Source organism: Providencia stuartii (assembly GCF_029277985.1).
Classification (GTDB): Bacteria; Pseudomonadota; Gammaproteobacteria; order Enterobacterales; family Enterobacteriaceae; genus Providencia; species Providencia zhejiangensis.
The window spans coordinates 2,875,767-2,888,457 of record NZ_CP119546.1 but is presented as its reverse complement, the minus strand read 5'-3'; the positions used below and the strand labels follow the sequence as shown (position 1 = coordinate 2,888,457).

Annotated in this window: 13 protein-coding genes and 1 CRISPR repeat array; of the genes, 4 read left to right on the top strand and 9 right to left on the bottom strand. The window is 42.0% G+C overall.

Going from position 1 to position 12,691, the window contains the following annotated elements:
• Positions 1–31: 31 nt before the first annotated feature.
• The 4 genes from P2E05_RS12870 to flgL all read left to right on the top strand — a co-directional run bounded on the left by P2E05_RS12870 (position 32) and on the right by flgL (position 4,860).
• Positions 32–1,135, top strand: a complete 1,104-nt coding sequence (locus tag P2E05_RS12870) for a flagellar basal body P-ring protein FlgI (RefSeq protein WP_154622982.1) — start codon at positions 32–34, stop codon at positions 1,133–1,135.
• Entirely contained in the window at positions 1,135–2,115 is a 981-nt protein-coding gene (gene flgJ, locus P2E05_RS12865) for a flagellar assembly peptidoglycan hydrolase FlgJ (RefSeq protein ID WP_272578074.1), read from the top strand. The genes P2E05_RS12870 and flgJ overlap by 1 nt, the downstream gene beginning before the upstream one ends.
• Positions 2,116–2,255: 140 nt before the next feature.
• Positions 2,256–3,896, top strand: coding sequence for a flagellar hook-associated protein FlgK (gene flgK / locus P2E05_RS12860; RefSeq protein WP_163862340.1), 1,641 nt, complete (start codon positions 2,256–2,258; stop codon positions 3,894–3,896).
• A 28-nt stretch (positions 3,897–3,924) separates the two neighbouring features.
• Complete coding sequence (gene flgL, locus P2E05_RS12855) at positions 3,925–4,860, top strand: flagellar hook-associated protein FlgL (protein WP_154622985.1); 936 nt, start codon at positions 3,925–3,927, stop codon at positions 4,858–4,860.
• Positions 4,861–5,114: 254 nt separating this feature from the next.
• Positions 5,115–5,802: direct repeats of the CRISPR family, unit length 28 nt; unit sequence GTTCACTGCCGTATAGGCAGCTTAGAAA.
• 709 nt (positions 5,803–6,511) lie between these two features.
• Here flgL and fliR read toward each other — a convergent pair.
• The 9 genes from fliR to fliJ form a co-directional block, all read right to left on the bottom strand.
• Positions 6,512–7,294 (bottom strand): flagellar biosynthetic protein FliR, encoded by a 783-nt coding sequence (gene fliR / locus P2E05_RS12850; RefSeq protein ID WP_154623806.1) that lies wholly within the window; start codon positions 7,292–7,294, stop codon positions 6,512–6,514.
• 2 nt (positions 7,295–7,296) lie between these two features.
• Positions 7,297–7,566: a flagellar biosynthesis protein FliQ gene (gene fliQ, locus P2E05_RS12845; RefSeq protein ID WP_163862337.1), complete on the bottom strand. Its 270-nt coding sequence runs from the start codon at positions 7,564–7,566 to the stop codon at positions 7,297–7,299.
• Positions 7,567–7,612: 46 nt separating this feature from the next.
• Positions 7,613–8,356: a flagellar type III secretion system pore protein FliP gene (gene fliP, locus P2E05_RS12840; protein ID WP_196712970.1), complete on the bottom strand. Its 744-nt coding sequence runs from the start codon at positions 8,354–8,356 to the stop codon at positions 7,613–7,615.
• Between the two features lie 12 nt (positions 8,357–8,368).
• Positions 8,369–8,797: a flagellar biosynthetic protein FliO gene (gene fliO / locus P2E05_RS12835; RefSeq protein ID WP_272657448.1), complete on the bottom strand. Its 429-nt coding sequence runs from the start codon at positions 8,795–8,797 to the stop codon at positions 8,369–8,371.
• A 19-nt stretch (positions 8,798–8,816) separates the two neighbouring features.
• On the bottom strand, positions 8,817–9,233 hold the full coding sequence (fliN, locus tag P2E05_RS12830; protein ID WP_154623802.1) for a flagellar motor switch protein FliN: 417 nt from the start codon (positions 9,231–9,233) through the stop codon (positions 8,817–8,819).
• Entirely contained in the window at positions 9,226–10,233 is a 1,008-nt protein-coding gene (gene fliM, locus P2E05_RS12825) for a flagellar motor switch protein FliM (RefSeq protein ID WP_154623801.1), read from the bottom strand. The genes fliN and fliM overlap by 8 nt, the downstream gene beginning before the upstream one ends.
• A 5-nt stretch (positions 10,234–10,238) precedes the next feature.
• The gene (gene fliL / locus P2E05_RS12820) at positions 10,239–10,721 is read right to left on the bottom strand and encodes a flagellar basal body-associated protein FliL (protein WP_163862334.1); all 483 of its coding nucleotides are present in this window, start codon (positions 10,719–10,721) and stop codon (positions 10,239–10,241) included.
• A 163-nt stretch (positions 10,722–10,884) separates the two neighbouring features.
• The gene (locus P2E05_RS12815; protein WP_272657447.1) at positions 10,885–12,243 is read right to left on the bottom strand and encodes a flagellar hook-length control protein FliK; all 1,359 of its coding nucleotides are present in this window, start codon (positions 12,241–12,243) and stop codon (positions 10,885–10,887) included.
• On the bottom strand, positions 12,244–12,687 hold the full coding sequence (fliJ, locus tag P2E05_RS12810) for a flagellar export protein FliJ (RefSeq protein ID WP_154623798.1): 444 nt from the start codon (positions 12,685–12,687) through the stop codon (positions 12,244–12,246).
• Positions 12,688–12,691 lie beyond the last annotated feature (4 nt).

The following is a 12,691-nucleotide window of genomic DNA, read 5'->3' as shown; positions in this document are numbered from 1 at the left end:
AATTGAGCTGTAAACTCGTAGAGATAATCGAATGAATAAATTAGTGACCCTTCTGCTGACACTACTCTGTGTGTTTGTTGCCCCCGTTAATGGTGAGCGCATCAAGGATTTAACTACGGTGCAGGGTGTGCGTGATAACGCGTTAATTGGTTATGGATTGGTGGTCGGGCTGGATGGCACGGGTGACCAAACCATGCAAACGCCATTTACCACCCAAAGCTTGAGTAACATGTTATCTCAGATGGGGATCACGGTTCCTCCTGGCACCAATATGCAATTGAAAAATGTGGCGGCCGTTATGGTCACCGCTAAATTACCGCCTTTTGCTCGTTCTGGTCAGTCACTCGATGTTGTTGTTTCTTCAATGGGGAATGCGAAAAGCCTACGCGGAGGAACATTGCTAATGACGCCTTTGAAAGGGGTTGATGGACAAATTTATGCGATGGCACAAGGCAACATTTTAGTCGGGGGAGCAGGCGCCAGTGCGGGGGGGAGTAGTATCAAAGTTAACCAATTGGCTGGTGGGCGGATCACTGGAGGAGCCACGATAGAACGTGAGCTCCCAACGAGTTTCGGCCAAAATGGTGTAATCAATCTACAACTTAATGACGATAGTTTCACATTAGCTCAAGATATTAGTGATGCGATCAATCGGTTACGTGGGGCAGGTACAGCAACACCATTAGATTCTCGCACAGTACAGTTACGTGTGCCGATGACGAATAGTGAGCAAGTACGTTTTCTTGCACAAGTCCAAGAGTTGAACGTTCGCACGCCGATTGCTGAAGCGAAAGTTATCCTTAACTCGCGTACAGGTTCAGTCGTGATCAATCGCAGTGTGACATTAGAAAGCTGTGCCGTGGCACATGGCAGTTTATCTGTGATGGTTGATAGGCAAACGCAAGTGAGCCAACCGGACACGCCGTTTGCTGGCGGACAAACCGTAGTGACGCGTAATACAAATATCGGCCTTCGTGAGCAAGGTGGCGCGCTACAAAAAGTGAACGCAAGTGTACAGCTGAACCAAGTCATACAGGCGCTGAATACTTTAGGCGCAACGCCAACAGATTTAATGTCTATTTTACAAGCGATGGAGAGCGCGGGTTGTTTACGTGCTAAGTTGGAGATCATCTAATGAATGATATGCAACTCATGCAAGGTGCGGCATTTGATTTGCAGTCGCTCAGTAGCCTAAAACGTGAAATTGCTGATTCCCCAGATAAAGGGTTACGTCAAGTCACCCAACAACTGGAAGCGACATTTGTGCAAATGATGTTGAAAAGTATGCGTGATGCGCTACCTCAAGATGGCTTATTTTCCAGCGATCAAACACGCATGCTGACCAGTATGTATGATCAACAAATTGCTCAAGATTTGTCGAATAAAGGATTAGGGTTCGGCGAAATGATGTATCAGCAGTTAAAACAAACTCAAGGTGAGACTTCCTCCCTCGAAGAGCCAATAAAGCCATTCAGTATGGAGAGTAAGTTACTGGATTCGCTGCCTAATCCAGCAATGGCTCAAATTGTACGCCGTTTTGCGCCATTAGGTGATGCATTGTCATCACCAATGCGAAAAGTCAAATCCCTCTCGCTAAATAGCCAAAACTTTATCAGTCAGCTTATTGAGCCAGCCAAAGCCGCGAGTCAAAAAAGTGGTATATCGCCTCTGTTAGTGCTTGCTCAAGCCGCGCTGGAAAGTGGTTGGGGACGCAGAGAAATTTTAACGGCAGAAGGGAAAGCCAGTCATAACCTATTCGGTATTAAAGCAGGGAAAAGCTGGCAAGGACCTGTGACTAACATTATGACGACCGAGGTGATTAACGGTAAAAGCATGAAAATGCGTGATAATTTTCGCGTTTATGCTTCTTATGAAGAAGCGATTGCGGACTATATTAATTTACTCACCGAAAACCCTCGTTATCACAGCGTTAAGCATGCGCAATCACCGGAAGTTGCGGCACGCCGTTTACATCAAGCCGGTTATGCAACAGACCCTAACTACTCGGATAAGTTAATTGCTTTGATTAACCAAATTCGTAGTCATCATGGGGTCGATAAAACAGCCTCGAAAGCGGTTCAAGCGTATACCGTCGATCTCAGTGATATTTTTTAATTTTTTATTAGAAAGGTGCCGTAAGCACTAAATGTTTACGGCATTTTTCCGATAACTAAAGCAATGAAAAAATTTGGGTTGATATTGCGACGGTTTCATCGATAAGCCATGGCGATAAGCACCAGATAAAGGAAAAGCTTATGCTGAATAATGTAATGAATAATGCGCTTAGTGGTGTGAATGCGGCACAAGGTGGGTTAAGTGTTATTTCTAATAACTTAGCTAACGCTGGTGTCGGTTATTATCACCGCCAAAGTGCTGTTTTCGGGGAGAATCCCGGCACAATGACACCTAACGGCTATTTTGGTAACGGCACCTATTTCAGCCATGTTCGCCGCGAATTTGATGAGTTTATCAACCAGCAATACGGTCAATCACGGGCTCGTAGTGGTGAATATGAGGCTTATGCGAAAAACAGTAGCCAAGTTGATGATTTGCTCACTAATGATATCGAAGATATTTCCAGTAATATCGGTAGCTTCTTTACTGCTCTTGATGCTGCGAGTAGTGATGCGAGTGATAAGACACTGATTGATGTTTTTTTGGGTAAGTCAAATGCATTAGTTGGTCAATTTAAAGAAGCAAATCGACGACTGCAAGACATGGAGCGTGATGTTAATCGCCAAATTGAAACTAAGGTGAGAGACATTAATACCTATGCGGAAAAAATCGCAGGTCTGAACCAGCAGATTGCTCGAGTACGCTCTGTGAGTGGTTCCGAACCGAATGACCTGCTTGATGTACGTGATCGCTTAGTCAGTGAAATTAACTCATTAGTTGGTGTAAAAGTCATCGAACAAAATGGGAATTATAACGTTACCTTCGCAAATGGCTTGCCATTAGTCACAGGGGAACACGCTAACCGTTTAGAAGCGGTTCCGTCCTCACAAGATGATAGCCGTTTCAGTATTGGGTTTGTGGGAGCGAATGGGCAAGCGCGAGAAATTCCGGATGATGCATTTCGTGGTGGCGAGCTCAGTGGTGTTTTACGTTCACGCAAAGAAGTTATTGACCCTGCTTATCAAAAAATCAATAAATTAGCATTGGTCTTTGCGAGTAAATTTAATGAGATCCATCAAAAGGGCTTTGACGCTAACGGCAATACAGGTAAGGACTTTTTCGAAATTGGAAAAGGGAATGTCGTCAGCAATACCTTTAATCGGGGCCAAGCGGATTTCGATTTTCACTACAGTGATGTCTCTCAAGTGACGGGTAATAATTATGAGATGCGCTTCGATGGTAAAAATTGGGATGTCACAAGGTTACCAGAAGGGACTAAAGTCACTGTGGATGCGTCAACCGCGGATACACTGAAGTTTGATGGTATTGCGTTGAAGATTAGCAATAATAATGCACAAAGTGGTGACGCATTCTTAGTAAAACCAGTCAATGGTGTCATCAACGGTATGCAGACGTTGGTGAGTGAGGCGGCAAATTTTGCTGCTGCGGGCAGTAAAGGTAGTGGCCCTGGTGATAATGAAAATTTAAAAGAGCTAGTAAAACTCCAAGATCAAAAATTAGTGGGGGGAACATCGACATTCTCAGATTATTACGCCACTATCGTCAATGATGTTGGTAACCAAACAAAGCAAGCGCAAATTGATTCCGAAACACAAAATAAAATGACAGAAAGCTTCTATGAGCAGCAGCAGGCTATTTCTGGCGTCAATATGAACGAAGAAAGTATTCAGATGCAAAAAATCCAACAGTTTTTTAATGCCAATGCACAGGTACTAAAAACCGTTGATGACCTGTTCAATGCCTTGATGAGAGCGTTCTAAGTTTCAGTGAATTAAAAAGGATTCTATTATGCGTTTAAGTACTAATATGATTTATCACCAACGTTTGCAAGACATGAACAATGCACAAGCACGTTGGATGGATGCAGGCAGTCAATTAGCGTCGGGAAAACGAGTGAGTAAGCCATCGGATGACCCTCAAGCATCCTCACAGGCGGTACGAATTAATCAGTCAGAAAACCGTAATCAGCAATATGTCGCAAGCCGAGGGTTTGCAAAAACCGGTATGTTGTTGCAAATGAGTATTTTGACTCAAATGACGGATATAACAACTCAGATCGATACAACTATTATTCAAGCTTCCAACCAAGCCAGTTTAAGCGATAGCGATAGATTATCTCTTGCAGAACAATTAAGTGGTTTAAAGGACCAGTTGGTTGCTTTGGGTAATACAACCGATGGTAATGGCCGTTATATTTTTGCTGGTTTTAAATCGGATAAGCCCCCATTTGAGGTCGATGCAAGTGGTGAAGTGATCTATAAAGGCGGCGATAAAGCGATTATGCAGAATGTATCGAGCGATCGCGAAATGACAACCTATTTCACTGGTGCTCAAGTATTTACAACAGATAGCACGAATACGGTTGAGGTGTTTAAAAGATTAAATGCAGGTATTGCTGCATTGAAAACACCACAAGAAAATGCGACTCAAGCTGAGCGAGAGGCTGCTCAAAAAGCATTGGGTGAGGCGAACTCAGCAATTAAATCGGCGTTAGATAAGATTTCAAACATTGAGGCTAAGCAAGGGTTGCAATTGCAAGAAATTGATAAGTTAGATTTCCTTGCAGATACGCGCAGTATTCAAAATAGTCAGCGTATGAGTAATTTGTTAGATACAAATTGGACAGGGGCAACATCAGACTATTATAAAGAGATGGCAATGTTCCAAGCGTCTCAGGATATCTTTAAAGATTTAAATAGCATGTCACTGTTTGGCGGTCGCTAATTTATTAGCCAGCTTCAATTGGGTTGAGGCTGGCTAATTGGTTTACCCACTTCTTTTTCCCTCTTGTTCATATTTTTCCTATCAAACCATTGTATTTTTCTTCGTATGTTTTACCCTTTATTTACCTTTTTATTTTTGCTCTTTAAAAATTTCTGATAAAACAAGATGTTACTAAGGTAGTAAAAAAAGAAGGTATTTAGCCAATAATTAGCTTAATTTATTGTTGTCTAACGCATTTTATTTGCTAGGCTATCGTTCACTGCCGTATAGGCAGCTTAGAAATCTAAACTTTCGCGTGATGCTTGCCATGCAGAGTTCACTGCCGTATAGGCAGCTTAGAAAACGCAATACAGGATGCGCTTGATAGAGTTATTGTTCACTGCCGTATAGGCAGCTTAGAAATTAAAATGCAGTCTGAGCTGATGATTAATCGCGTTCACTGCCGTATAGGCAGCTTAGAAATTGCGCCATGCGAGAGCCGCCAATTTCGTCATGTTCACTGCCGTATAGGCAGCTTAGAAATTCATAAAAAAATTGAGGATTTTGAATGGGGGGTTCACTGCCGTATAGGCAGCTTAGAAACTCAATTTCATAAGGCCATGCACCGTATTCACGTTCACTGCCGTATAGGCAGCTTAGAAAGATACAACTGTACGGCTAAATCGTCAGAGTCCGTTCACTGCCGTATAGGCAGCTTAGAAATTTGGCAATGTAGAAACCGCGCTCTGGCTTTTGTTCACTGCCGTATAGGCAGCTTAGAAATGCGTCCATTATTGGCGGTGTTGGAATTCCTTGTTCACTGCCGTATAGGCAGCTTAGAAAAAACCAAGCGAGGCCATTACATCGGTGATTGTGTTCACTGCCGTATAGGCAGCTTAGAAATACAACGGGGACTATCTGGACTTTCATCCCGAGTGCACTGCCGTATAGGCAGCTTAGGAATCACGAAATCGACGCTATATATTAATGAATAATTAGAATACTTTTATAATGAATAGGTTTTAGTCGGAGATATAGAGGTTAATACATATTAATAAGAGTGATTATTTCAATTATTAGATACTTTATCTCTATCAATATTTGATTTGGCATGTTAAGGCGAGTGTGTTACTTTTATTAATACTTAACGTGATATATTGAAATTAATTTATGTGGTTTTATTGATATTCAAAATAATACATTTAAGTCGCTTTTTAAATGTTTCTTGTTAACTGTTTATTATATATGTTAATTTTACTGATATCTTATCAGCTTAGAAATCGATGATTTTACTGTTAACGTTCACTGCCGTACAGGTAGGTTAATACATAAACCATATCAAGGTGATAGCTATTATAGGCTTGTTAGCCTTTAGCGAGATGAACAAATGATGATTTATCAACTGATATCAATTATAGGTATATGGTTATATGTTTAATGACTGCTGTTTTTTATAATTTTAACCTCGATAATTTTACTGTTAATATGGATTTTTTATTTACTAAGGTATATTAAGGACTAATTATGTTTATTGAGATAGTTATTATAACAAAGCACCTTAAGTTAAGGCTGCTGTTTAACTTACTCTTATTAATGTTTAAATGAAATATAGGTGTGCAAATAAGTAGTTATATGCGGTACTACTTATTTTAAAATTATTCATCTGTATTATTTATCCAGAAAATAACCCAAACATTAATGAAAGCTGTTCAAAAGCTTGATGGATAAGGCGTTCACTATAACGCGGTAAAATTGAAATAATCAACCCGAGCATGCTAATACCAATCGTGAGTGTCAGTGGGAAACCGACCACAAATACAGAAAGTTGTGGTGTCATGCGATTCAGAATACCCAGTGCTAAGTTAAGAATTAAAAATAGCGTAATAAATGGTAATGCCAACATTAACCCATTGATAAAAATGCTATTGGCAAATTGCACCAATGACCAAAATCCATCGCGATTTAGAGGCGAAACCTGAATTGGGATCAGCTCAAATGAATGAACAAGAATATAAATCAACCATAAATGTCCATCAAATGAGAGAAATAACAACAACATAATCAGATTTAGAATTCGACCTAAAATGGGCATGTTAGGGCCACCTGTAGGGTCGAAAAAGGTGGCAAAAGATAATCCCATCTGTAAACCAATCACTTCCCCTGCATGGCGTACAGCAGCAAATGCCATCTGCATGGTTAAGCCTATAGCAACGCCAATAACCAGCTGTTGCACTATCACCCATAAGCCCATTGCTGAAAATAATGGAATATTCACGACAGGAAGTTGAGGTGATACGATCAAAATCACAAAAAAAGCTAATATCACTCTGACTTTAGTAATCGATTGTTTTTCATTAAAAAAGGGCGCTGTACCGAACAGCGCTAAAAGGCGTATGAAAGGATAAAAGCCTTGGCTGAGCCAGAGAGTGAGTGTTTCACTAGTCATCGTTAACATGATTAGCCAATGATGAATGGTAAATTACTGAATAGGGTGCGCATATAGTCCAGCAATAAATTGAGCATCCATGGACCCGCAATAATAATGACAGCAATAACAGAGAGAATTTTAGGAATAAATGATAGGGTCATTTCATTCACCTGTGTAGCCGCTTGCAGCAAGCTAATGATCAACCCCGCGAATAGTGCAGCGAGCAATAATGGGGCGGCTAACATTAAAGCAATCTTCATCGCTTCGGTACCCATTGCCATAACTGATTCAGGTGTCATCGTTATTCCTTATTTAAATAACTCAATGAATAAATGATGTTTATTGCTAATTAAAAAAGCTTTGTGATAAAGAACCGAGTAATAACTGCCAGCCATCCACTAAAACAAATAACATCAATTTAAATGGCAACGAAACTGTCGCAGGTGGAACCATCATCATACCGAGCGCCATCAAAACACTAGCAACCACTAAGTCTATGATTAAAAATGGAATAAAAATAGTAAACCCGATTTGAAAAGCGGTTTTGAGTTCGCTGGTAATAAAAGCCGGCACCAAAATTCGCATAGGAACATCTTTAGCTTCTTGGATATCACCGACTTTTGCTATTCGAGCAAACAGAGCTAAATCAGTTTCACGGGTTTGTCCTAGCATAAAGGTACGAAATGGGGCGGTTCCCCGTTCTAAAGCCGTTTCTAAACTGATCTTATCTTCACTAAACGGTTGATAAGCTTCGCGATAAGCTTGGTCTGCAACAGGTGACATCACAAAAAATGTCAGAAAGAGCGCAAGTCCTAATAACACTTGGTTTGGTGGTGCTGAAGGGGTACCAAGAGCGTTACGTAATAGACCTAACACAATGATAATGCGTGTAAAGCTGGTCATCATTAACAAAAGTGCAGGAATAAAACCAAGCAAAGTTAAAAAAAGTAGTGTTTGAACGGGCAATGACCAGCTTTGCCCCCCATCAGGTAGCGTTTGACTTATGATGGGAGGCAAAGCCGCCAGAGCGTGTGTTGGTAGTATGAATAATAATGAAGCGATCACAGTGGTAGATTTCAAAGGGAACATGTGTGCTTCCAATTATTGACAAGAGGAGATGTTGGAGGCCGCTTGCTGAGCGGCTTCTTGTTTTTTCTTCAGAAGAGACTGAAATGTCAGTGGTTCAGTCACCGATGTTAACGTTGTTGCTTGCTTAGCAGGGCATTGATGCAACAAATTCACGGATTGTGCAGTAACACCTAACACTAACCATTCATTATTTATCTCAACGACCACAACACGCTCTTTATTACCGAGTGAACAGTGACTTTTCACGTTTACTAATGGGTTTTTACCGAAACTTTTTGGGGCAAAACCGATTTTTTTTACCAACCAAGCGCCAGCGAGTATCAATAAGATGATGCCGCCTAAAGCGCCTGAAATTTGCGCTAAGCTGTCACTGTTGCTAATTGCCGGGGGCGTTTGGTTGCTAGGCTGTTCTGTGTGGCTAATAAATGGTGTTGTTTTCATGTCACTCCCCATTGCCATATTAACGACTTAAACGGCGCATACGTTCCGATGGCGTAATAATGTCGGTGATGCGAATACCATAGTTATCTGACACCACGACCACTTCACCTTGGGCGATTAAATAGCCATTAATGAGGATATCCAAAGGTTCACCCGCTAATCCATCAAGCGCAACGACAGACCCTTGCGATAAACTTAATAGCTTCTTGATCGTCATTTTGGTACGCCCTAATTCGACTGAAAGACGAACGGGGATATCCATAATCAGGTTAATATCAGACAGCTGATTGAGTGCATTTTGGCCATCGAGATTTGCAAACGCCTGTGCACCGGCAGAGGCGGATTCCGCTTTCTTTTGTTGCTCTAATGCCTCAGCCCATAAATCTTCACTGTCGTGATTGGTTGATGCATCAGGAGAATTTTTCGCCTCACTCATTGGTACTTTCCTCATCTAGAGTGTTTAAAACAGGGTTAATCAAATGTTCTACACGCAATGCATATTGGCCATTTTGCGCGCCGTATTGGCTGGTTAATACTGGCACACCATCAACGCTCACGATGAGGCGATCTGGCTTCTCGATAGGAATAACATCCCCTTTTTGCAATTGCAGTAAGCGAGATATTCGTAATGGAATATCGACAAAATTCGCGACGAGTTCTAACTCAGAACGTTTGACTTGTGTGACTAAATTACTCACCCAAGCCTCATTTTCTTGGTGGCCTTGCTCTACTGGCGGGTTAATTAACCGTTCACGTAAAGGCTCTATCATGGCGATAGGAATACAAATACTAAATTCACCGATGGTATTGCCGATTTCAACCAAAAAGGGGGTTGTCACCACAATGTCATTCGGTGACGTTGTGATATTGGTGAATTTTACCTGCATTTCCGAGCGCACATATTCCACATCAATATCTGCGATAGGTTTCCAAGCATCGCGATAAGCGCTAAGCGCTAGCTTTAGCATTCGGTTGATGATGCGCTGTTCAGTATTGGTGAACTCCTTACCTTCTGAACGAACGGGAAACCGCCCATCACCACCAAACAAGTTATCGACAGCGATATACACTAAGGCCGGCTCAAAAGTGAATAAAGCCGTACCGCGCAAAGGCGGCATATGAATCAGGTTCAAGTTAGTAGGAACTGGCAAGTTACGAGCAAATTCATGATAAGGCTCGATCTTTATTCCCCCAACAGTAATATCCGGGCTACGGCGTAACATATTAAACAACCCCATCCGAAATTGACGAGCAAAGCGCTCATTAATAATTTCGAGAGATTGCATGCGTTCACGAATAACGCGACGTTGCGTATTTGGATCGTAGGGACGAATGTGTTCTTTGTCTTTCGATTGTGTCGCTGATTCATTCGACGCCGGTGCGTCATCATTGAGCAACGCATCGATTTCAGCCTGAGATAAAATATTATCGCTCATCTGAATTACCGTAAAATAAATGTCGTAAATAGTACGTCTGTGATTTGCTGATCTTTTTCACCAGGGATCATCGTCGGCGACAAAGTGTCTTTAATAGATTGCATTAATTGCAATTTACCTTCATGACTACTGAGGACTTTTGATTTTTGTTCCGATAGCAGTAATAGCAGTCGGCTACGTACTTCGGGTAAGTAGTCATGCAGTTGCTTACGTGATTTTTCATTGCCTAAACGTAATGTAATATTGATATACAACACACGGTCAGGGGCTTCATTGAGGCCGGGAAGATTGACCGTAAAAGGTTCTAAATCCATAAAAATAGGTTGGCTAATGTTAGATGGGGTGTCTTCTTCATTTGCTGATTTTGCTATCTGCTGTGTTGTCCACCATGTATAACCACCAAAACCTACACCGGCAATGGCAAGAAGGGTAAGCAGTACGAGCAGCCCTTTATTTGAACTTTTAGATGCATTGCTTGAAGACGACATGTTAGCAAAATTCCTATTTATGAAGACTAAACCCAACATGGGCTTTTTATTTTGTATCTTTAGCATTATGGCTTGCTTGAGCCAGACTAAAGGGGGGAAAAACGAAACAAAAAGGGGGTAACTCGGCGCTTTAAATAGGAAATCACCACCTCTTGTTTAAAAATTAAGCGAATGTGTCGATTCCTCCTCGAGAGTGAGCAATCGAGGTAATATGCGTGGCGGTTACCGAGTCACTATTCACAACGCCTCCCACAGAATGGCGGGTATGAAGTTGGTGTTCATGGCTGTTTTGCGAATGTGCATCTGAGCCATTTTGATCACTAAAGTTATCTTGCCCAACAGAACCTTGAGCAAGATGAATGCCACTTTCCTGCAACGCATTACGTAGCATCGGCATCATCGTTTCCATGGCGGCCCGTACGTGGCTATGTGGCGAAACAAAATGCATTACCGCTTGGTTATCTTCAATACGCAGATGAACATTCAAGGAGCCTAGCTCTTCTGGATGTAAACGTATTTGCGCATGTGAAATACCTTGGCGTGAGAAAAACAACATGTGTTGGTTTAATTGCTGTTGCCATGCGTCACTCCCTAAAGGCACTCCGGATGGCATTGGCACAACAGGCATATTGGCGGAAGCTGCATGTGAGTTAACGAGTGGTGCTGCCAAATTGACAGTTGTGCCTACCACGGTTTGTGTTGGTGTCACCTGAAAGGAACCATTCTCCACAGTTGATGTAAATGCTCCTTTGATATTTTGACTGTTATCCACAACGGAGACGTTTTGTGTTACAGAAAGTGGGTCTTTATCAGCCAGTTTTTTATTTAATGGCATAAAGTCGTGAGTTAACTCTTTAGCCGGTATTTCGCGTTTATCGTTAAGGGAAAATAGCGGCTGGTCTTTACGTTCTTGTTTCTCGTTTTTAATAAATGCCGCGATTGATGTCGACTCCTCATCTTCAGCTAGCTGCATTTGTGCACGAAAATCAGTGCTTTCATCAGCGTCGGGGTTAGCGACCAATTGGCTATTGAGTGGTGATATTTTTTGCGCAAAAGGCACCAAAGCTGAACGATGACCATCGGCAAACTTCGTGGATACCGACGCAAGCGCTTGCTGATTTAAATCACTTTTTAGGTTGGTTAACCACACTTGTTCGACAGCATCTGCTTGGTTCAGTAACTGTGCCCGTAACGCCGGTTGGTTCGCTTCGTTGCGTATGTGGCGGCTATAATTGAGCTGGTCAATCGCGTGTTCAGTTTTATCCTTAATCGGTGAGGTATCACGCTCAGCCGCTGCTGTCGGCGTATTTGTCGACACCGAGGTGCTGTTAGGCGCATTTTCTAACGTAGAATGATTAGTCGATGTTTTTTGTGGCGCTGGCTGCTGGTTATCCAACACAGCTTGAAAAGGCACCGCAGGCGCTTGGTTATCCTCAAAACGCGGCTCGTTTTGTTGTGCGTTACCGATATTTTTACTGTTTGTGATGGCTGCCTTGGCGGCGTTATGCGTATTGACGTCCATTTATTGGTTTCTCCGTAACGTTGCACGTTGAGCATATTCATCCATTTGCTTTTGCTCTAATCGGCTTAAGCGCTGATTTTTAGTCTGCTCAGCACGTTGAATTAAAGTATCGAAAGCATTGACCCGCTGTTGTTTTTCCTGCCAGTGACGGTTTGCTTCATTGACACGTTGTTCCCATAGGGATAACTGTTGCTGCTGTTGCTCAATTGTCAGCTCTAATGTCACTAAAAACTGTTGATAGTTTTGCCATTTATCGGCATCTATCCCGCTATGCAGTGTCTGATTGAGCTTTTGTCGGTACTCAGTCTGATAGTTTTCTAGCATATTGAGTTGTTGAGTCATCTGTACTTGCGTTTGTCTAACTTGGGCTAAAACCTTTGCGGCTTCCTCAGAAGCCTCAATAGCCAAACTCAATAATGTAGTTAACGCATTGTTTTTACTCATCTAA

Bases quoted from the DNA above. Each gene is read 5' to 3' on its own strand.
- P2E05_RS12870 (WP_154622982.1), top strand. From the start codon at position 32: ATGAATAAATTAGTGACCCTTCTGCTGACACTACTCTGTGTGTTTGTT.
- flgJ (WP_272578074.1), top strand. From the start codon at position 1,135: ATGAATGATATGCAACTCATGCAAGGTGCGGCATTTGATTTGCAGTCG.
- flgK (WP_163862340.1), top strand. From the start codon at position 2,256: ATGCTGAATAATGTAATGAATAATGCGCTTAGTGGTGTGAATGCGGCA.
- flgL (WP_154622985.1), top strand. From the start codon at position 3,925: ATGCGTTTAAGTACTAATATGATTTATCACCAACGTTTGCAAGACATG.
- fliR (WP_154623806.1), bottom strand. From the start codon at position 7,294: ATGTTAACGATGACTAGTGAAACACTCACTCTCTGGCTCAGCCAAGGC.
- fliQ (WP_163862337.1), bottom strand. From the start codon at position 7,566: ATGACACCTGAATCAGTTATGGCAATGGGTACCGAAGCGATGAAGATT.
- fliP (WP_196712970.1), bottom strand. From the start codon at position 8,356: ATGTTCCCTTTGAAATCTACCACTGTGATCGCTTCATTATTATTCATA.
- fliO (WP_272657448.1), bottom strand. From the start codon at position 8,797: ATGAAAACAACACCATTTATTAGCCACACAGAACAGCCTAGCAACCAA.
- fliN (WP_154623802.1), bottom strand. From the start codon at position 9,233: ATGAGTGAGGCGAAAAATTCTCCTGATGCATCAACCAATCACGACAGT.
- fliM (WP_154623801.1), bottom strand. From the start codon at position 10,233: ATGAGCGATAATATTTTATCTCAGGCTGAAATCGATGCGTTGCTCAAT.
- fliL (WP_163862334.1), bottom strand. From the start codon at position 10,721: ATGTCGTCTTCAAGCAATGCATCTAAAAGTTCAAATAAAGGGCTGCTC.
- P2E05_RS12815 (WP_272657447.1), bottom strand. From the start codon at position 12,243: ATGGACGTCAATACGCATAACGCCGCCAAGGCAGCCATCACAAACAGT.
- fliJ (WP_154623798.1), bottom strand. From the start codon at position 12,687: ATGAGTAAAAACAATGCGTTAACTACATTATTGAGTTTGGCTATTGAG.